Genomic DNA, 20,679 nt, shown 5'->3' on the forward strand with positions numbered 1-20,679 from the left:
CTGATCAGGTATGCAATTTTTAACCTTTAAGAAAACATCAACAAGATGAAAAGAAAACCCTTAATTTTCGCCGCTCTAGCCACAGTTGCAGTAATCAGCGCAGCTCTGGTAAGCTCTTGTAAGAAGGATGCAAGTGTAGCAGGTGATCGTGCATTGTCCGCAACCCAGGTAGTTCCTACCAGTTCCACACTGTCTGGTGTTTTAGGTACCGGCCATACTGTAGTAGATAGTATTCACCTCACCAGCAGCGTAGCATGGCACCTGAGTGGTCTGGTATACGTAGATTCAGCAGACGTGCTGATCATTGATGCTGGTACTACTATCAGAGGTGATCTGAGCACAAGTTCTTCAGTACCTGGTGGTGGTCTGGTTATCACCCGTGGTGCGAAATTGCTTGCTCAGGGTACCGCTGCAAGCCCAATCGTATTTACATCAGCAGCTACTACTCCTGTTTCAGGTGACTGGTCTGGTGTTGTTATCTTAGGTAATGCGCCAACTAACCACAGTGGCCGTGTACAGGTAGAAGGTATCCCAACAAATCCTCCTGCTAACGCAACTTTCGGTGGTACTTCAGGTACTGTATCTACTGATAACTCAGGTACTTTACGTTATGTTCGTATTGAGTATGGTGGTTATGAATTATCAACTGATAATGAAATTAACGGTCTGACATTGGCCGGTGTTGGTTCCGGTACTACTATCGACCACATTGAAATTTACAAATCTAAAGATGACGCTATCGAATTCTTCGGTGGTACTGTAAACGTATCTTATCTGATTTCTGTAGATGCATTGGATGATATGTTTGACTTTGATAACGGTTATTCTGGTTCTATCACTTATGCGTTAGGTTTATCTGATACTTCACGTGCTGATAAGAGTGCTTCAAACGGTATCGAAAGCGATAATAACTCTACTGGTGATTCTACTGCAACTCCGGTTACTAAACCAGTTATTAACTACATGACTGTTATTGGTGTTCCTGCTACACGTTCTTCTATTACCAATGGTGCACCTTCTGGTACTGGTACATATGGTCGTGCAGCTCACCTGAGAAGAAGCTCTCGTTTCACAATCCAGAACTCTGTTTTCATGGGCTTCAACAAAGGTATTTCTCTGGATGGAGCATTGGGTAACACTCCTTGTGCTTATGCAAGAGGACTTTCTACTCTGTACAATGTATTGGTTCAGGGTTATGTAACTCCATTTGGTATTGAAGGTACAAGCCCTTGTTCTTCAATTGTAACTATCGGTGGTGATAATACTGCTTATCCAGCTGCTAATGGCGTAAATGCTAATATTAAGCTGGTTAATCCATTCGTAAGACCTACTACTGCAAGCGCTGCTAACTTCTTCCCTGCAAATGGTGGAGATGCAGCTTCTTTCGGAGCAGGTGCATTTACATTTGGTGGAGTTGACTGGACTTCAGGTTGGTCTAAGTACTAATTACTTTCAGTTTTTATGATACAAGTGTGGAGAATATTTCTCCACACTTGCTTTTAAAAAATAAACACATGTTCAAATTTTCCAAATTTACATTATTATCATTGGCTGTTGTTTTTACTATGATGACAGCTTGTAAGAAAGGGGATCCTGTTAATGAATATTATTTTGCTTCTTTTTCAGCTGAATTACTGGCATTACCAGGTACAATCACGCTAGATGTTTACGTAGGGGATACAAAGATTGATACTTTAGCTGCGGGAGAATCCGTAGGCGTATTTTCAAAATTGTTATTGTCAGCTGGGAAACCCAGTACTATTTATTTTAAAAAAGCAGGTACTGATACTGTATTGCTTGATACAACAGTGTCTGTAAGCGCAGGAGAAAACGTGGCTTTGAGATTAGCATATAGTCCTACCCTTGGCATCCAGAGTTTTATGCAGGGAAGTGATGCCAATGTTGGAGCGGATTCTACTTTGTTCTTTTTATTTAATGCGATGCCGGAAGAACTTGTGCCTGACTCTGTAACTGTAGATGCATACCTTTTCAAATCTAATAATGAAACTGGTCAATTTGAAGAAACAGGCATCACCTGGCCTAATCTGGAAAAGAACAAACTTCATACAAATCAGACTACAATATTGGTGACCGACGAAACAGGTACACCTATTACATACGCTATTAAACTAAAAAATGTAGCAACAGGAGAATTTATAAAAGATGCTTTTAATCTGGAGACGATCAGTTTGTCTTTGCAGGGAGGAAGCCGACAAATTATTACACTGACAGCATATACAACAAGAAATAAGTTGAAGTTTACCACTTCATATGCAACCTATTAAATCATTTTCCAGGTAAGCTGTTTCTACAGCTTATATTATTTAGCTATCAATGAAAACCCTTTTTTTACATATCGTAATTTTGTTCCTGTTGATTGCCTGCAATAAGGATGATGATCCTTTGCAGAATACGAAGGAAGAGATCATCCCCCTGCAGGATACGCTAAGGGGTGTGTATAGTGCGAACACGTTATTGACAAATGATAGAAAGTGGTATGTAGAAGGCTGGGTATATGTTATCAACAAATCTTCTTTACGTATTGAACCCGGTACCACTATCAATATATTACCTGATCCTTCTTTCAGAAGTGGTGGTGGCATCATCATTGTTCGTGACTCCAGATTGATCGCTCAGGGCACCACAGGTTTACCAATTCAATTTCAGTTTACAGATACCGTACGCACACACTGGAACGGTGTGATCCTGATGGGGAATGCTCCTCAGCGGAAAGTAATGCCCGGTTGGGAAAGTAAGATATTGCCGGAAGGGAAGGAATTATCCTATGGTGGAAAAGAGCCGGAAGATAGTTCTGGTATTATTGAACATGTCAATATGGACTTTCCGCAGCAATTTCAACAAGCATTACCTGCAGGAATACTACTCTTAGGAGTTGGAAATAAAACCCGCGTAGATCATGTTATGTTACACATGCGTGGACATGATGTGAGAATTACCAAATACACTGAAGGTTATAATGATCTTTGATAAATGTTTGATGTTGGTATACTGTGTCTACAGTATAAATATATGTCTCTCAATAAAACATTGAAGTTAGCATTAAAACAATCCCCATTAGCAAAAAAGTCGGCTGTATCTACAGTGGACTTCTTACAATCTTTACTATTTCTTTTTGTGCAGCCAGTGAAGGGGAATTATAGTAATGTTTAACGCAGTTATTAGTCGTACTTATTCTTCCATTACCATTTATGATTGCGATGGCTCTTGCTATCAGCGGATCGTTGGTGTCTCCGATAGCTGTCAGTGGTAAAGAAGACATTTCATCGATGGAATAATTTGGGGTGATACCACTGGTATATCCACCTGTACCTGCTGCATTGAACAGGTTATAGGTAATAGGCATGAGCGTCCAGGAAATTCTTTGTGGAGAGCGGGTATCGCTGATGATAACAGCGCCTTTATCTTTTCCGTAAGTGGTTTCCCCGATTTGTATGACTTGTGTATACGGTTTCAGGGAATTGATGGTTAACTCAGCGGCAGATGCAGTAGCTGCACCAGAAAGGATGAATACCCGGGAAAGGGAAAGGCGTTTATCTGATAATTTGGAAAAGGAAATAGCGCTGCCACTTTCAGGTACAGAGAAGGCTGATTTGTAGGAAATGTTTCTGCTACCCAGTTGACTGTTGCCGGTATATTTTGCAAAGATGCTTTGTTCGGTAATGTCAGGGGCGATCATGGCATTCAGCAGGGCTGCCGCCGCTACGCTGCCGCCGGGGTTATACCTGAGATCAAGTATTAGTTCTGATGCACCTGCAGTTTTGAAGGATTGAAAGACCTGTTGTAAAGCAGTATTGTAAGTATCATTGAAGTAGTTATAAAAAAGGTAAGCGACGACTTTATTGTTTACCAGGAATATATCCTGTTGATAGATCGGGTTTTCACCCAGGCTTTGGGCAGGTAGTGTAATATCTTCGCCGGTTGATTCCATGGTGAGGGTAGAGGAGGAGCCTTTGAGCATAGCGGTGGTCAATTCAGTAGCATTGCTGCTGGTGATTGTTGTACCGTTGATGGCAGTAAAATAATCTCCTCTTTTGATGCCGTTTAATGCTGCTACAGAACTGGGTATGACCAGTTCAATGACGCCCACAGGGCCATTGGAGCCTGATATAATGGCAAATTCTATCCCATATTGATACAGCATGTATTTGGGATAGGTTGAATTGTCATTTGGATTATACAGGAAAGAAAACCGGTCATCAGTGTATTTCAGGCTGGCGAAATAGTCGGTGGTGCTAAGTGTGGTATCTACACTGGATGGCAGATAACTGTTCCAGAGATAGAAATAGCGCATACTATCCAGTATCCATTTATTTGTTTCAGCCTGGGTGACGGGGCCGGTGGGTGTGACGTCAGGTGTGTCCTCCTTTCGGCAGGCAACAACGCATAATAGTACTGTCAGTCCAATAAGGGAAGGGCGAAGCATAGTGTTATATTAAGTGGGTAATATCACATGTCGTAATGGGCCATCATTTCGCGCCTGATGTATTGCAGGGCGAGATTCAGATGGTTTCTTACAGTGGCTGGTGATAAGCTAAGCTGATCGGCTATTTCCTTATAACTTTTTCCTTTATCACGGCTTAGCAGGTAGATATTCCGGCGCTGTTCCGGCATTTTTTCAATCAGTTTCTGGATCTGTTCGCGGAATTCTTTGTGCAGTAAAGTCTGGTCCTCCCGGTGGTCGCTTACAGGGGGATGACCGGAGGAGATATGGGCAAGGGATTTCCGTTCCCGGTAAAGCTTCCGGGTTTCATCGATGACAATATGCTTAACATAGACGAACAGCAGAGGAAATATATCCTGATTGACCTGTACTTTATGTATGTTTTCCCATAACTTAATAAAACATTGTTGTGTCACCTCCTGTGCTCGTAACCGGTCGTCAGTAAGCTTGTATGCGAACCTGTACACTTTTTCCCTGTTCGCTTCAAACAGCTGACCGAAGAGAATCCTGGATGGGTTATCAGACATATAGTGTGTTGATATAAGGTTGCTAAAATGCGAATTAAATGTAAGCAGCAATTGTTACTTGAATGTTAAAGTTCGGATGATTAAAATCTCTATTTACCTATTTAACCATTTTGTATACATTTGCTCCATGTTTACAGAACTTTGCAATCAAATATTTGATCAGAGCATAGCTGATTATCATGTGCATAACAGCGTGTACCAACCTATCCTGAATCCCTATGAAAAAACTACGATAGAGCACCTTTTATATCTGAAGAACTGGATTGACACCGTACAATGGCACCTGGAGGATATTATCCGTGATCCATTGATTGATCCGGTGAAGGCATTGGAAATCAAGCGTTGGATTGATAAATCTAACCAGGAGCGTACAGATGTCGTAGAATATATTGATAGTTATTTCCTTGAAAAATATAAAGATGTAACGCCTGTTGTGGGTGCATCTATCAATACCGAGAGTCCGGCCTGGGCAGTAGACCGTTTGTCTATCCTGGCGCTTAAGATTTACCACATGCGGGAAGAAGCTACCCGTACAGATGCGACTCCTGCGCATCGTGAAGCATGTCAGCGTAAGCTGGATGTGTTGCTCGAGCAAAGGAGGGACCTGGGTACGGCGATCAACCTGCTGCTGGAAGATATTGATGCCGGTAAAAAGTATATGAAGGTGTACAAGCAGATGAAGATGTACAATGATCCTTCATTGAATCCTGTTCTCTACAAGAGCGCTTCCAATTAACTTATGAGGACATTATTGGCCATCCGTTTTTCGGCCATGGGCGATGTGGCAATGACGATACCTATTATGCAGCGGGTATTACAGGCTTATCCGGATGTGGAAATCGTATTTGTGTCAAACAAGCACTGGGGTGCTTTGTGTGAAGGCATTCCAAGGTTGCACTTTTTCCCTGCTGATCTGAAAGGAGCCCATAAGGGGGTGAAAGGGTTGTACCGGCTATTTAAGGCTGTGTGTGCGCAATATCGTATTGCTGCGGTGGCGGATCTGCACCAGGTGCTGAGATCACAGATCGTGAGGACGTTTTTTAGGTTGACCGGCCGTAAAGTGGCGGTGATTGATAAAGGACGATCCGGGAAAAAGGCTTTGGCACGGCAGGAGAATAAGGTACTACAGCCATTGAGGAGCACGATAGAGCGTTATGCGGATGTGTTTCGTAAGCTGGGATATGCTGTGGATATGAATATGACACCTCCGGTGTTCGGGAAACGAGCCTTGCCGGTGGGTATGGAGGCGAAGGGGGATTTGAAATGGATAGGACTGGCGCCTTTTGCTACTTATAAAGAGAAAACGTATCCTTTTGATAAAACAGCGGCGTTGTTAGGACAGTTGGTGGAGCGTAAGGATACGAAGGTATTGCTGATGGGCGGTGGTGCTGTTGAGGTAGCAAAGCTACAGGAGCTGGCGGAACGGTATCCACAGGCGATAGTGGTGGCAGGAAGGTTTAAATTGCCGGAAGAGCTGGCTATTATTAGCCAGATGGATACCATGATCAGTATGGATTCGGCCAATATGCATCTGGCTTCATTATTTGGTGTGCCGGTGGTATCAGTGTGGGGTGCGACGCATCCTTTTGCAGGATTTATGGGGTATGGCCAGAAGATTGAGAAAGCAGTGCAGGTGGATTTGTACTGTAGGCCGTGTAGTATTTTTGGTAATAAACCGTGTTTTAGAGGGGATCATGCGTGTATGGAGCAGTTGCGGGTATCAGGAATTCTGGAAAAGATTTAAAGGTTTTTTTGGTGGGTTAGAAAATTTTACTAATTTCGCCATCCCAAATCACGACAACATGTTGTTGGAAGATACGGGAGGTACTGTCCTATAGTATAATGGTAGTACATCTGATTTTGGTTCAGACTGTCTAGGTTCGAATCCTGGTAGGACAACTTACTTAAAGGCTCGCTTCGATAGCGGGCCTTTTTTTTGTATTTTTATTTCCATGAAAGTAGCCTTAGCCTCTCCTCCCTTCCCATCCTCTATACAAGATGGATTAACCTGGACTGAAAAATTAACCAAAGAAGCTGCCAGCCAACAAGCAGCAATCATTTGTTTTCCTGAGTCTTATATTCCCGGTTATCCTGGTATGGGATATTCTCCTGAAGAACGTACGCCTGGAAAATTACAAAGCGCGTTGAACAGCGTCTGTGCTATTGCAGCAGAAAATAAAATCGCAATTATAATGCCCATGGACTGGTATGCTGCTGAATGTTTACTAAATGTAGCATTTGTGATAGATGCAAATGGGCAGGTATTGGGTTATCAGACTAAAAACCAATTAGACCCTACAGAAGATGTGATGTGGGTGCCGGGTACAACAAGAAGTATATTTGAGATAGATGGGGTGAAGATAGGGATTACGATCTGTCATGAAGGATTCAGGTATCCAGAGTCGGTGAGATGGGCGGCGCAGCAGGATGCGAAAATTGTGTTCTTCCCGCATTTTGTAGGCAGCAATACAGCAGGTGTGGTACCGACAGAGTGGGGGAGTGTTGAGAGTCCTTATTATGAAAAGGCTGTAATGCTGAGAGCGATGGAGAATACTATTTTTGTAGGGAGTTCTAATTATGCCTCTAAATATCCGGAAGCGGCATCATCGTTGATTGCGCCGGATGGTAAATGTTTGGTGCATGGGGAGTATGGAAAACCGGGTGTGGTGGTAGCAGATATAGATATTTTGCTGGCTACGGGATTTCTGGCAAAGCGGTTTAAGAATTGGTTGTATGTGTAAAGGTAAAATGGCTAAAATAAATGAGATATAAAAGATCACCTTTAAAATAAACGTCCAGTTAAAAAAACAGGAAAATTAACATCAAAACCACAACCTTTCCACCTAAAATTTGTTGCTGCTAAATTATATGTCACAACAATTATCTATGTATTTCCCCTATATATCGATAAATAAACATTCATTATCATCAAAATGCATTTTCCCATGCCTTCCCTCCACTAATACTTTTGCTAAATACAATAATCTTCCTATCTTACGGCCGTATTGTTATGTAAATGTTAAAATTCGGAAATCACATACATTGAGTTAAACTAATTGAACTGATACTTTTTATTTAACAACAGTGAAAATCCATGACGTAATGAAAAAGAAAAGGGGACACGTGCTCCATTGATTTTGACCTAAGCTGCGGGCGTGATCTACAGATAGGCAGTTAGATTTATTGACTGTTAAATTCCACTTCAATGAGTAAGAACAATCATGAACAATCACCTTAATTTCTGGTAAATAAATAGGGAGAATGTTGGCGCATTCCCCCCTGTTTACAATCGAAATAAACCCAGTCTTGGCGGGCTGGATTCATCATCTCAATACATAAAATTATGAATTCTACAGTTATAGCTGTTCACAAAAAGTGGACGGCTGGATGGTTGTTTGTAGTACTTTTCCTAACTCTCTCATTCCCAGCAACTATGTTTGCTGCCTCCTATGCTGATATCGTTATTAAAGGAAAGGTAATCGACGAAAGCGGAGAACCTATGCAGGCTGTTTCTGTCGCTATCAAAGGGACATCAAGAGGAACAACTACAGCACAGGATGGTACATTCTCCATCTCAGCAAATGAAAATGCGACACTTGTTTTTTCCTTCATTGGTTATGCCAACCAGGAAGTACCTGTAAACGGACAGGCTACCCTGAATGTTACTTTAAAGAAAAACGCCAGCCAGCTCGACCAGGTAGTCATAGTAGGTTATGGTACCCAGCGTAAAAGCCAGGTAGTTGGTTCCGTGAGTTCTGTAAAAGGTGCTGAAGTGACCAAGCAACCGGTATTGACCGCTGCACAAGGCTTACAGGCTAAAACGCCGGGTGTGCAGGTAACTGCTTCCGGTACGCCAGGTGCACAGCCTCAGCTGCGTATTCGTGGTGTGAGCTCCGTATCAGGTGATGCTAACCCTATCTATGTAGTAGATGGTGTGATCACTACAGATATTACGAACATCAACAACTCCGATATCGAATCTATTTCAGTATTGAAAGATGCATCTTCACAAGCCATCTACGGTAGCCGCGCTGGTAATGGTGTGGTACTGGTAACTACTAAGAAAGGTAAATTAGGTGGAATGAAAGTGAGCCTGGATGCATATTCAGGGTTCAGAACACCCACTTCCAAAGTGAAAATGGCAAGTGGTAAAGCATATGCACAATATTCCAACGAAGCGAATATTCGTGGTGGCTCCAGCGCTATTTTCGACGTGGATACTATCAACACCAGCACTGACTGGTTTGATCAGATCACCCGTAACGGTATTGTTCAGAATTATAATATCAACCTGAGCGGCGGTACTGAGAAAACTACTTACTTCTTTAGCGCCGGTTATTTCAATGATAACGGTATCCAGAAAGGTACTGGCTTCAAACGTGGTGTAATCAGGATTAACAACGAATACAGACCAGCTACCTGGTTGAAATTCGGGCATAACCTGAACCTGAGTATTGCTCATACTGATAACAAAAACAACGAGTTCACCAATGCTTATCGTATGGCGCCATCTACCCCAGTTAAATATGCTGATGGGTCATGGGGGTATGAAAAGAACCTGAGCGTGGCTAACCCTGTGGCTGATATAGCTTACACCAATAACTACCTGAACGGATTGAGAATGCAGGGTAATGCATACCTGGATATCTCTCCAATCAGAGGTCTGAACCTGCACAGCAGCTTCAACTTTGATAACCGTAACCTGAATGCAACTGAATATACACCCGCTTACCTGGTATGGAGTGGTCAGAAAAATGATACCTCTATCCTGAAAATAGGTCGTGCAAAGAATTTCTATTATATCGTAGATAATAACCTGACCTACAACACTACTTTCGAAGGTGGTCATGAGATCTCTGCAACTGTAGGTTACTCTGCAGAACGTACCAAAGGTGATACCCTGAATGGTTCTGTAAAAGGAGTGCCTAACAAGAAAAACCTGTGGTACCTGGGCCAGGGTGACCTGACAAACGTAACCATCTATAACTCCGGTATACTGATTCAAAGAGCTTCTGCTTATGGTCGTCTGACTTACACTTACAAACGTAGGTATAACTTGAGTGGTAGCCTCAGAAGAGATGGTTCCAGCAACTTCCCTACAGATCAGAAATGGGGTACTTTCTACTCAGCAGGTGCTTCCTGGATCGTGACAGAAGAAAACTTCATGAAGGATCAGAACTTCTTTGATGACCTGAAACTGCGTGTTGGTTATGGTCGTGTAGGTAATGATAATGTGAGCGGTCTGAGCACCCTGAATAGTGTGACCGTAGATGGTTATTACTACAACTTCGGTGGTAATGCTTATTCCCCACAACAGGCTATCACTATCAACCAGATCAGAGATGCGCGTGCTAGCTGGGAACCAACCACTGGTGTGGATGCAGGTCTTGAATTCACCGTGCTGAAAAAACAACTGAGTGGTAGTGTGAGCTATTATAACAAGCTGACGAATGCTTATATCAATGTAACCGTTCCTGCTACCCTGGGTGATGCTGACCAGACAGTTTATTCCAGAGCTGCTGACGTTAGAAACAAAGGTGTGGAAGTTACCCTGAACTGGAACAAGTCAGTCAACAAAGACTTCTCTTACTTCATCGGTGGTAACATTACTTTCAACAAAAACAATGTTGAAAAAGTAAATGGTAACCTGCAGCTGAAAGGTGGTAGCCTTGGCAACGGTAATATCGTAACTTATACTGTAGAAGGTAAAGAAATTGGTAGCTTCTGGGTATATGAAACAGATGGTATCTACCAGTCTCAGACTGATATTGACAACTCTGCACACATCACCGGCGCTACTGTGGGTGACTTCAAATACAAAGACAATAATAATGACGGTACTATCGATGATAACGACCGCGTTTTCAAAGGTTCTTATCAGCCAAAAGTATTCTATGGTATCAACGCCGGTTTCAACTACAAGGCATTTGATTTCTCTGTAGATATGTACGGCAATGCTGGTAACAAAGTATTCAATGGTAAGAAAGCCGTTCGCCTGGGTAACGATAACGTAGAAGCGAGTGTGGCTGCAAACCGTTGGACATCTACTAACACAAACACAAATGTGCCAAGAGCTTCCAACGCTATCCCAACTCCATCTGATTATTTCGTAGAATCAGGTTCATTCTTCCGTATTAACAATATCACCCTTGGTTATAGTGTGCCTGTAAACAGCTGGGCTGGTATCAGCAAACTGCGCGTATTTGCTACTGCACAGAACCCTATCATCTTCAAGAAGTATAGCGGTTATACGCCTGAATTGCCTGGTTCAGCCATCGCTTCCGGTATAGAACTGGACATCTATCCGGTAAGCTCTACTTACATGGCAGGTTTTAATCTTACTTTCTAATCGTCTAAATGTGTGATATATGAAAAAGTTTAGTTTATTCATCATAACAGTAGGGGCTGTGGCGATCTCACTGACTGCCTGTAAAAAGGACTGGTTAAATGTGGACGCAGAAGACCAGTTATCTACCAGTGATTCTATTTATAACGATAACAGCAACGCTACCAAGTTTACAAACGCATGCTATACTAACCTGCTTACCTGGGCCGAAACCAGCTTTGCATGGTTAGGTACCAGCAGCATTACTTCGGACGATGCTGATAAAGGTAGCTCCTCAGGTGATAACGGTTCTGACAAGGACCAGATGGACGCTATTACTTACACTGCTACTTCAGGTAGTGTGAGCGATGGATGGAAAGGTAATTATCAGGGTGTATCCAACTGTAACGTGGCACTGCAACAAATTCCACTGTTCACTACACTCGATGCAAGCACTGCTACTCAGCTGAAAGGGGAAGCCCGCTTCCTGAGAGCTTACTATTATTTCAACCTGGTGAGAATGTTTGGTAACATTCCATTGGTTGATACAGTATTAAATGCAGATGATGCAGCTTCTCTGGCAAAAGGTAATACACAGGTAGCTTCCAGTGAAATCTATGCATTCATCGAAGCTGACCTGAACTACGCTGTCAGCGTACTGCCTACTGTTGACAACCAGGCTTCAAAAGATATCGGCCGTGCAAACAAAGGTGCTGCTACCGCATTGCTGGCTAAAGTAAGTCTGTATGAAAAGAAATACCAACAGGCATATGACCTGACTACCCAGATCATCAATGGCGCCGTAGGTACATATGCACTGGTAAGCGACTATAGCAAAATCTGGCGCGAAGTAGGTGAAAATAGCTCTGAGTCACTGTTCGAAGTACAGGCTAAATCCGGTAGTCCTACCGCTGGTGTACAACAATATACTGTGACACAGTCTATCCGCGGTGGTACCTTTGCTGGTGTAACTACAGTTGTAACCGGTTGGGGTTTCAATACACCTAGTGAAGACCTGGACAATTCATATGAAACAGGTGACCTGCGTAAGAAAGCAACCATCATCCACGTGGGTGATACCCTGTTCGATGGTGTAATTCTGACAAGCGCAGTAAACGAGCGTTATAACTATAAAGCATATGTAAGCGCTACACAGGAAACATATAGTGGCGATGCGGATCTGACTAACAAGAACGTGCGTATTCTGCGTATGGGTGAGATCTACCTGATCCATGCAGAAGCTGCAAATGAACTGGGTAATACTGCTACAGCCATCACTGATATTGATAAGATCCGTACCCGTGCTGGTCTGGCAGGTACTACTGCTGCTACTCAGAGCGATCTGCGTACAGCTATCTGGAATGAAAGAAGATGGGAACTGGCCATGGAACATGACCGTTTCTTCGATCTGATCAGACAAGGTCGTGCAGGTACCGTGCTGCGGGCATTGGGTAAGAGCTTCGTAGATGGTAAGAACGAAGTATTCCCGATTCCTCAATCTGAAATCAGCGCCAGCGGTGGTGCATTGAAACAGAACAGCGGATACTAATGAAAAAATTATTAGTGGCTACCTACAGCTTACTCCTGCTCTGGACGGCTGTCAGTTGTAAAAAAGAGCAAAACGTTACGGAGTCCCCCACGGACTCCGTAACTACTTCTATACCAGACCTCACCATCATAAATGAGGTGCAGAAAGCCAGCTTTGGGTACTTTTGGGATGGAGCGCATGCCAGCTCCGGAATGGCTTTAGAGCGCAGCAGTAGCGGAGATGTAGTGACTACCGGTGGTACCGGTTTCGGTATCGCAGGTATCGTAACAGCTACTTCCAGGGGATGGATCTCCCGTACTGATGCAGTCAACCGATTACGTACCATCTGCACTTTTCTGGGAGCTGCGGATCGTTTCCATGGTGCCTGGCCACATTGGCTGAATGGTGCTACGGGCAGGGTGCAGCCTTTCAGTACTTATGATAACGGTGGAGACCTGGTAGAAACGGCATTTTTAGTAAACGGGCTCCTCATTGCCCGCGCTTACTTTACAGGTTCAGATACGGCAGAGACCAATCTCCGGAACACCATCACCACCCTCTGGGAAGGTGTGGAGTGGAACTGGTACGCCAGCAGGGGAGATAATAAACTCTACTGGCACTGGAGTCCGGATTATGACTGGACCATCAACATGCCTATCGCAGGTTGGGATGAGGCGCTCATCACCTATGTGCTCGCAGTTGCTTCACCTACACATCCAATTGACGTTAGCGTTTATAATAACACCTGGATCACTTCCGGCTTTGGCGTACAAAATTCTTATCAGGGTTACACCGTCTCAATTTCAAGTAATAACTACATCGGCCCATTGTTTTTCTCTCATTATTCCTTCATTGGATTAGATCCCCGTCAGCTGGAAGATATCTATACGAATTACTGGCAGCAGGTGGTAAAGCATGTGATGATCAACCGATCTTATTGCATCTATAACGCCCCTTCTACCTACGGTTATAGTGCTACCTTATGGGGATTGACTGCGAGTGACGGACCTGATGGCTACAATGCTTTTCAGCCCACCAGCGACAATGGTACGATAGCACCTACAGCAGCCTTATCTTCCATTGCGTACACTCCTTACTATTCACTGCAGGTGATGCGGAATCTGTATGAAAACAAGAAAGCCCTGTATGGCAAGCATGGTTTTTACGATGCATTGAATGTAAGCAGGAGCTGGATGGACAATGAATACCTGGCCATCGATCAGGGACCCATCGTCGCCATGATAGAAAACTATCGCAGCGGTCTGTTGTGGAACCTGTTTATGAATATCGCTGAGGTAAAGACTTCACTGACACAACTAGGATTTCATGCACCCGTGCGCAGTACAGGGTTTTACCTGTCTGTTCCCGAAGTAGAAAACAAAGTGGTAGATTTGGTAAAACATCCGGATACAGATACTTACCAGTTGGATGTATACATGACCACTGCAGGTACCTTTACACTTGAAAAAACAGATGGTACCGTAGTGAGCACTACTTCGCTCAATGCGGGTAGTACATCCGTTACATTCAATATCCCGGTAGGAAAATATACAGCACGATTAAAAGGTAGTTCAGATAATATTACACAGGTAGTTCAACTTCACTAACATGAGAACATTACTATTTGCAGGGTTGATCGCGCTGGTGGCAAATACAGGTTGTCATCAGGCAAACAAATCCGCTTCAAAAGACACATTGGTAGATACAACATTGACTACCGATTCTATTTTCAACTTAGTAGAGAAGCAAACTTTCGAGTACTTCTGGGATGGGGCAGAACCGCATAGCGGACTGGCCAGAGAACGCTATCATGTGGATGGCGACTATCCTGAGCATGATCAGAATGTGGTGACCACAGGTGGTTCCGGATTCGGTATCATGTCGATACTGGTGGGTATTGAAAGAGGATACATTACCCGTCAGCAAGGGTTTGAACGTTTATCGCATATTGCTGATTTCCTGGAAAAGGCAGACCGTTTTCATGGTGCATGGCCTCACTGGATGTATGGCGAGACTGGTAAGGTAAAGCCTTTCGGGCAGAAAGATAATGGAGGAGACCTGGTGGAAACAGCTTTTATGATGCAGGGGCTGCTCTGCGTAAGACAGTATTTTGCCAATGGTAATGAGCAGGAAAAAGCACTGTCTGCAAAGATCAATAAAATGTGGGAGGAGGTAGAGTGGAGCTGGTATCGTAATGGTAAAAATATACTCTACTGGCATTGGTCACCCACCTATGAATGGCAGATGAATTTTGCTGTGACTGGGTATAATGAATGTCTGATCATGTATGTGCTGGCAGCATCTTCCCCTACCTATGGAATTCCTGCAGAGGTGTATCATGAAGGATGGGCAAAAGGTGGTAAGATCAGGGATAGTGTAAATGCATATGGATATACACTGAAGCTGCATCATAACTATGCACGTGAATTAGGTGGTCCGTTGTTCTGGGCGCATTATTCTTATTTAGGCCTGGATCCACATGGACTGAAAGATAAATATGCTGATTACTGGGAGCATAATGTAAATCAGGTATTGATCGACAGAGCATGGTGTATTGAAAATCCAAAACATTTCAAGGGGTATGGTCCTGATAGCTGGGGATTGACTGCTAGTTATTCTGTGAGTGGCTACGCGGCACATGCACCCGGTAAGGAGACTGACTTAGGTGTGATTTCTCCTACAGCAGCATTGTCTTCTATGCCGTATACACCAGAGTATTCCAAACAGGCAATGGTACATTGGTATAAGAATTATGAAGGTAAGCTGTTTGGGAAGTATGGTTTTTATGATGCATTCAGCGAGACTGATAACTGGTATCCGCAGAAGTATCTTGCTATAGACCAGGGTCCGGAAGTGGTGATGATGGAGAATTACAGGAGTGCGTTGTTGTGGAAGTTGTTTATGAGCTGCCCTGAAGTGCAGGGTGGGTTGAAGAAACTTGGTTTCGAGAGTCCATATATTAAATAGACAAAATGGCCGGCCGAAAGGCCGGCCATTTTGTCTATTTAATTGAAAATTCATTTTCGCATCAACATACACGCCCCATCACCCCTGCTTTATCCCCTAACTGAGACAACCTTAACTTCGTATCATTATTCCCCCAACTCAAACTAAACTAAACTTCTTTATCGCGCTCTTCACCGGCAGGTACAAACTATCACCTGTCGCCGCTATACTGATGGGAATAAAATGGCGTCCAGAATATGGTGGGATGCGGCACAGTAACCCGTTCTGCCACACATCACACAGATTACGAATAGTAAATAAAAAGTATTATACTTATAGCCTATCGTTAATTTGTTAAGCAATTCAATTTAAATTATGACTACAGCACGATTGTTAGATTTTAGGTTAAGGTTGCTCTTATCAAGGAGTGGACTAATTCTTTTCTTTGTCCTGATAATGGTTCGTACCTATGCTAGTGATGGAAGAATCAAAATCATCCCCGAGCCAGTAAAAGTGACGGAACAAAGTGGAGAATTTACACTGGATAATGGAACTGTATTATCCCTCTCTGATAGCAAATTAAAGGAAACAGCAGATTGGTTCACTACCAAACTGAAAGCCAGTACAGGTTATGAACTGAAACACAGTAATAGCGGAAAGAAACGTATTCGTCTTGAGCTGAATGCAAAAGCGGACGATGCGATTGGCGAAGAAGGCTATACCCTGAAGGTAACACCTTCCGAAGTAGTGCTGAAAGCTAATACCACCTCCGGCATCTTCTACGGTTTACAGACTATCCTGCAACTGTTGCCTCCCGATATCGAAAGCCAGTCAGTAAAGAATGTAGCCTGGACAATGCCATGTGCCGATATTCTCGACTATCCCCGTTTTGGATGGAGAGGATTGATGCTGGACGTATCCCGTCACTTCTTTACCAAGGAAGAAGTAAAGCAGTTCATGGACGAGATGATCCGCTATAAATACAATACCCTGCACCTGCACCTTGCGGATGATGAGGGATGGCGTATAGAGATCAAGAGTCTGCCCGAACTGACCAGGGTCGGCGCGTGGAGAGTACCGCGCACGGGTCGCTGGGGTAAACTGCCAGCAGACCTGGCCAATGAGAAAGCGACTGATGGCGGTTTCTATACACAGGAAGACATCAGGGAACTGCTGAAATATGCAGCTGCCAGAGGTATCACTATCTTACCTGAAATAGATGTACCGGCACATAGCCTGGCTATGATCGCATCTTATCCTAATCTCTCCTGCACACAACTGCCTTACAAAGTAAATGCAGGCCGTGAGTTCTATACCCGCGAAGACAATGTACTTTGCGTAGGCAACGACAGCATCTTCACTGTATTAGACAAGGTATTCACTGAACTCGCTGCATTATTCCCATCCAAATACATTCACGTAGGCGGAGACGAAGCATATAAAGGTTTCTGGAAAACCTGCCCTAAATGTAAGGCCAGGATGGAACATGAGCACCTGAAAGATGTAGACGAACTGCAGAGCTATTTCGTTAAGAGAATGGAGACCATGCTCAAAGCAAAGGGTAAAAAGATGATCGGCTGGGACGAGATCCTGGAAGGTGGTCTGGCGCCTGAAGCAACCGTGATGAGCTGGAGAGGCATGAGTGGTGGGATCACCGCTGCCAAAATGAATCACCATGTAGTAATGACGCCATGGGACTTTGTATACCTGGATCTGTATCAGGGTGAGCAGTCAGCAGAGCCACCAACCTATGGTATGTGCCGCCTGTCTGATTCTTACAACTATGATCCCGTACCTGACAGCGTAGATGAAAAATACATACTGGGTGGCCAGGGCAACCTCTGGACAGAATCAGTACCTGTGTTCCGCCATGTAGAATACATGACATGGCCGCGTTCCATAGCGCTCTCCGAAGTATACTGGAGCCCTAAGGCAAAAAGGAACTGGGATGACTTCATCCCAAGACTGGAAGATAACTTCAAAAGACTGGATGCCGCGGATATCAAGTATGCCCGCAGCGTATACAATGTGATCTTCAGGCCGGTGAGAATTAATCGTTACGATTATGAAATCAACCTGGCTACTGAAATCAAAGGACTGGATCTGTATTACAGCTTTGATAATACCAACCCTGATGCTCATTATCCAAAATATACGGGTCAGCCCCTCAGGTGGCCTGTAGGTGCCAATATCCTGAAAGTGATCACCTATCGCAACGGCAAGCCGGTAGGCGCACAGGTAGATATTACCAAAGAAGACCTGGCGAAGCGGCTGGATGAGAAACGTCACGTATATTAATGTAAGGCACGACATCCGATGTGTAATGGAACAGGCCAATCGGCCGTAAATCTGTCTCGCTGAAAGGAAACTTATGTTAAGGACCTTTTCACCTCCCAGGGCAAGAGTTGTACTGCTATCAACTATTAAATCAAAAAATCAGGGTGATGCCGTAGGCGTCACCCTGATTTTTTGTATAATTTTCCATCCCCCCACCAATTATTCCATCCCCCAAAATGTCAATTATTCCATGCAAAAGTACTATTCTACATTTTTTATTATCTAGTGCCCCTCTAACTTAGCCTTACTGATACAATAGCACATTTTCTGACTGTAATCAAGCGCCGGGGGATAAAAATTCCAGATCATCTAAATTCCAATATCGACCAAAATGTAGCATTCCACAAAATGCCCTGAAATATCGTTGTTATGAAAATACTCTTCCGAAGATCCCTTGTCTTTGGTATGGGATTCCTTTTGCTCGCCATCACCGCCTGCAGAAAAAAGGAGTTCGATGCCTACTATGGACGTCCCGATTGGTTGGCACAGCCAATATACCAGCAACTTGAAGCCCGCAAAAACTTCACCCATTTACTTGCTACCATCGACAAAGCAGGCTACAAAGACATTCTAGGCAAAGCCGGTTACTGGACCTTTTTTGCACCTACTGATTCCGCTTTTGAAAATTACTTCAAAGCCAATGGCCTTAGTGGCGACGACGCTATCGACTCTGCACACGCCAGAAGGATCGTGGCCTACGAGCTGGTATATAATGCGTATAGAAAAGAACAGCTGGTAGACCAACAGACAAGCGCAGGGCCGGATACCAACCAGGCCTTTAAGCGCAAAACCGCTTATTACGACTGGGTATATGCTGAAAATGGCCGGCTACTCATCGCTGCCAATAGAAATGGTACTTACGCTACCAATGATAATAATAACAAGAACATTCCTTACTTCATAGATGGATTCCTGTCGCAAAATGGACTTAGTGCTGCTGACTATAATTACTTCTATCCCGGTGCTGCTTATAGTGGCTTCAATGTAACAGATGCAAAAGTATTGGAAGCCGATATCCCCGCTGAAAACGGCATTATCCACACCATTGATAAAGTCATCACCCCGCTGGACAACCTGGAAAGGTACCTCGCTTCAAATCCCAACTACAGTGAGTTTCGCAATCTGTTGGAAAAGCTCGTTACCTATCAGTCCAATGCCGATATCACACATCGTAATATGGTGCTGACCGGCGATGCAGATTCTGTATTTGTAAAAGTATATAGTGCGGCCCTGGCATTCTCACCCAACAATGAGAACTACCTGGCTTCCGGCACCGATGCCCAGAAGTCAGGCTGGACGCTCGTTGTACCAACCAATGATGTGCTCATTCCTTACGAAAAAAAGATCCTGGAATACTACCAGACTTTTGAAGCAGCACCCCCTTCCGTACTCACGAACCTGCTGAATGCACACATGTGGCAGACAGCCGTATGGCCAAATAAAATGAGTCATACCACGAATAGTCAGCAGGAGGTTCCCACCTTCACACAATCGAATATAGTGGACAAAAAGGTATTAAGTAATGGGTTCTTTTATGGTATTAATACCGTGCAGGATGCCAATGTATTCAGAACGATTTATAGCAAGGCCTTCCTCGATCCGAACTATTCACTCATGACCCGCGCACTGGATGCTGACCTGAAATATTCCATCATCAACCCCAGCATCAGTTATACTATGTTCATGATGCCGGACAATCTGTTGCGCGCCGCCGGATACGATTGGAGCTCTGAAAGAAATGACTGGTCTTACCTCGCACCCGGTAGTAGTATCCAATATGGTTCCGGTGCCATGGACAGGGTCTACCGCATACTACAAACCTCCCTTCTCACCACCAATAATGGTGAAATGGACGACCTATCCGGTGAAGGTATCATGGAAGCATGGAATGGTGAATACATCAAATATAAAAACAACACCGTATGGGCCAGCGGTAATGCAGATGCCGGCACCGTATTGCATATCAACAGCATCGGCAAAGCCGCCAACGGACAAGTCTTTTACACAGATGGGCTGCTTACTTTCACTGAGAACACCATCGGTTACCACCTGGAAAAACTCGCTACCAACGATCCTGCTGGCTTCAACAGTTTCTTCCAGTACCTGAAGAATTCTACGCTGTGGACCGCCGCCACCAGGGATATCGTTGGCACAGTACCCGGTACCAGCTACACCATTTTTGTACCTGTGAACAGTGCTATTACTCAGGCGGTGCAGGATGGGGTATTACCAGGTGATAAAACCACCGGCACACCTAATTATACCCCCACTACCGATGCGGATAAAGACAAGGTGGTCCGGTTTATCAACTTCCACATCCTGAACCGCAACACAGTAGTACCTGATGGTAAAAAGGAAGGCGCTTTTGAAACATTGATGAAGACCAGCGACGGCGACCTCTCTTTCATATTTATCAACAGTCAGCATCCCAATAGTATGGAGCTCAGAGATTCATACAATGATATTGCCTACCTGGATTACACACGTAGCAACAACCTATCTGCCCGTACTGTCATCCACGCCATTACCCACTACCTCAGAGGAAAATAAAAAC

The 20,679-nt window shown here is 44.0% G+C and carries 14 protein-coding genes and 1 tRNA gene; 13 read left to right on the forward strand and 2 right to left on the reverse strand.

Going from position 1 to position 20,679, the window contains the following annotated elements:
* Positions 1 to 45: 45 nt before the first annotated feature.
* From SIO70_RS09775 to SIO70_RS09785, 3 genes are read left to right on the forward strand one after another with little or no spacing between them, the layout of a single operon-like run.
* Complete coding sequence (locus SIO70_RS09775) at positions 46 to 1,446, forward strand: hypothetical protein (protein ID WP_320580685.1); 1,401 nt, start codon at positions 46 to 48, stop codon at positions 1,444 to 1,446.
* A 26-nt stretch (positions 1,447 to 1,472) separates the two neighbouring features.
* Positions 1,473 to 2,285 (forward strand): hypothetical protein, encoded by an 813-nt coding sequence (locus SIO70_RS09780; RefSeq protein WP_320580686.1) that lies wholly within the window; start codon positions 1,473 to 1,475, stop codon positions 2,283 to 2,285.
* Between the two features lie 49 nt (positions 2,286 to 2,334).
* Positions 2,335 to 2,988 (forward strand): hypothetical protein, encoded by a 654-nt coding sequence (locus SIO70_RS09785; protein WP_320580687.1) that lies wholly within the window; start codon positions 2,335 to 2,337, stop codon positions 2,986 to 2,988.
* Between the two features lie 109 nt (positions 2,989 to 3,097).
* Here SIO70_RS09785 and SIO70_RS09790 read toward each other — a convergent pair whose 3' ends face one another.
* On the reverse strand, positions 3,098 to 4,444 hold the full coding sequence (locus tag SIO70_RS09790) for a S41 family peptidase (protein WP_320580688.1): 1,347 nt from the start codon (positions 4,442 to 4,444) through the stop codon (positions 3,098 to 3,100).
* Positions 4,445 to 4,467: 23 nt separating this feature from the next.
* On the reverse strand, positions 4,468 to 4,989 hold the full coding sequence (locus SIO70_RS09795; RefSeq protein ID WP_320580689.1) for an RNA polymerase sigma-70 factor: 522 nt from the start codon (positions 4,987 to 4,989) through the stop codon (positions 4,468 to 4,470).
* A gap of 127 nt (positions 4,990 to 5,116) precedes the next feature.
* On the opposite strand from SIO70_RS09795, the gene SIO70_RS09800 reads away from it, so the two are divergent.
* The 10 genes from SIO70_RS09800 to SIO70_RS09845 all read left to right on the forward strand — a co-directional run bounded on the left by SIO70_RS09800 (position 5,117) and on the right by SIO70_RS09845 (position 20,675).
* Positions 5,117 to 5,725, forward strand: a complete 609-nt coding sequence (locus SIO70_RS09800; RefSeq protein ID WP_320580690.1) for a DUF4254 domain-containing protein — start codon at positions 5,117 to 5,119, stop codon at positions 5,723 to 5,725.
* A 3-nt stretch (positions 5,726 to 5,728) separates the two neighbouring features.
* Positions 5,729 to 6,733, forward strand: a complete 1,005-nt coding sequence (locus SIO70_RS09805; RefSeq protein ID WP_320580691.1) for a glycosyltransferase family 9 protein — start codon at positions 5,729 to 5,731, stop codon at positions 6,731 to 6,733.
* An 84-nt stretch (positions 6,734 to 6,817) separates the two neighbouring features.
* Positions 6,818 to 6,888, forward strand: a tRNA-Gln gene (locus tag SIO70_RS09810).
* 53 nt (positions 6,889 to 6,941) lie between these two features.
* Positions 6,942 to 7,730 carry a carbon-nitrogen hydrolase family protein gene (locus SIO70_RS09815; protein WP_320580692.1) on the forward strand — a complete coding sequence of 263 codons (789 nt, stop codon included), beginning with the start codon at positions 6,942 to 6,944 and terminating at the stop codon, positions 7,728 to 7,730.
* 602 nt (positions 7,731 to 8,332) lie between these two features.
* Positions 8,333 to 11,338, forward strand: coding sequence for a TonB-dependent receptor (locus SIO70_RS09820; RefSeq protein WP_320580693.1), 3,006 nt, complete (start codon positions 8,333 to 8,335; stop codon positions 11,336 to 11,338).
* A gap of 19 nt (positions 11,339 to 11,357) precedes the next feature.
* Positions 11,358 to 12,863 carry a RagB/SusD family nutrient uptake outer membrane protein gene (locus tag SIO70_RS09825; RefSeq protein ID WP_320580694.1) on the forward strand — a complete coding sequence of 502 codons (1,506 nt, stop codon included), beginning with the start codon at positions 11,358 to 11,360 and terminating at the stop codon, positions 12,861 to 12,863.
* Positions 12,863 to 14,449: a glucoamylase family protein gene (locus tag SIO70_RS09830; RefSeq protein ID WP_320580695.1), complete on the forward strand. Its 1,587-nt coding sequence runs from the start codon at positions 12,863 to 12,865 to the stop codon at positions 14,447 to 14,449. The genes SIO70_RS09825 and SIO70_RS09830 overlap by 1 nt, the downstream gene beginning before the upstream one ends.
* Position 14,450: 1 nt before the next feature.
* The gene (locus SIO70_RS09835; protein ID WP_320580696.1) at positions 14,451 to 15,809 is read left to right on the forward strand and encodes a glucoamylase family protein; all 1,359 of its coding nucleotides are present in this window, start codon (positions 14,451 to 14,453) and stop codon (positions 15,807 to 15,809) included.
* 435 nt (positions 15,810 to 16,244) lie between these two features.
* The gene (locus SIO70_RS09840; protein ID WP_320580697.1) at positions 16,245 to 18,086 is read left to right on the forward strand and encodes a beta-N-acetylhexosaminidase; all 1,842 of its coding nucleotides are present in this window, start codon (positions 16,245 to 16,247) and stop codon (positions 18,084 to 18,086) included.
* Between the two features lie 408 nt (positions 18,087 to 18,494).
* A complete protein-coding gene (locus SIO70_RS09845; protein WP_320580698.1) occupies positions 18,495 to 20,675 on the forward strand; it encodes a fasciclin domain-containing protein in 2,181 nt (726 codons plus the stop codon).
* Positions 20,676 to 20,679 lie beyond the last annotated feature (4 nt).

Source organism: Chitinophaga sancti, from assembly GCF_034087045.1.
Classification (GTDB): Bacteria; Bacteroidota; Bacteroidia; order Chitinophagales; family Chitinophagaceae; genus Chitinophaga; species Chitinophaga sancti_B.

Bases quoted from the DNA above. Each gene is read 5' to 3' on its own strand.
- SIO70_RS09840 (WP_320580697.1), top strand. From the start codon at position 16,245: ATGGTTCGTACCTATGCTAGTGATGGAAGAATCAAAATCATCCCCGAG.
- SIO70_RS09790 (WP_320580688.1), bottom strand. From the start codon at position 4,444: ATGCTTCGCCCTTCCCTTATTGGACTGACAGTACTATTATGCGTTGTT.
- SIO70_RS09835 (WP_320580696.1), top strand. From the start codon at position 14,451: ATGAGAACATTACTATTTGCAGGGTTGATCGCGCTGGTGGCAAATACA.
- SIO70_RS09820 (WP_320580693.1), top strand. From the start codon at position 8,333: ATGAATTCTACAGTTATAGCTGTTCACAAAAAGTGGACGGCTGGATGG.
- SIO70_RS09800 (WP_320580690.1), top strand. From the start codon at position 5,117: ATGTTTACAGAACTTTGCAATCAAATATTTGATCAGAGCATAGCTGAT.
- SIO70_RS09795 (WP_320580689.1), bottom strand. From the start codon at position 4,989: ATGTCTGATAACCCATCCAGGATTCTCTTCGGTCAGCTGTTTGAAGCG.
- SIO70_RS09815 (WP_320580692.1), top strand. From the start codon at position 6,942: ATGAAAGTAGCCTTAGCCTCTCCTCCCTTCCCATCCTCTATACAAGAT.
- SIO70_RS09785 (WP_320580687.1), top strand. From the start codon at position 2,335: ATGAAAACCCTTTTTTTACATATCGTAATTTTGTTCCTGTTGATTGCC.
- SIO70_RS09830 (WP_320580695.1), top strand. From the start codon at position 12,863: ATGAAAAAATTATTAGTGGCTACCTACAGCTTACTCCTGCTCTGGACG.
- SIO70_RS09805 (WP_320580691.1), top strand. From the start codon at position 5,729: ATGAGGACATTATTGGCCATCCGTTTTTCGGCCATGGGCGATGTGGCA.
- SIO70_RS09825 (WP_320580694.1), top strand. From the start codon at position 11,358: ATGAAAAAGTTTAGTTTATTCATCATAACAGTAGGGGCTGTGGCGATC.
- SIO70_RS09845 (WP_320580698.1), top strand. From the start codon at position 18,495: ATGAAAATACTCTTCCGAAGATCCCTTGTCTTTGGTATGGGATTCCTT.
- SIO70_RS09775 (WP_320580685.1), top strand. From the start codon at position 46: ATGAAAAGAAAACCCTTAATTTTCGCCGCTCTAGCCACAGTTGCAGTA.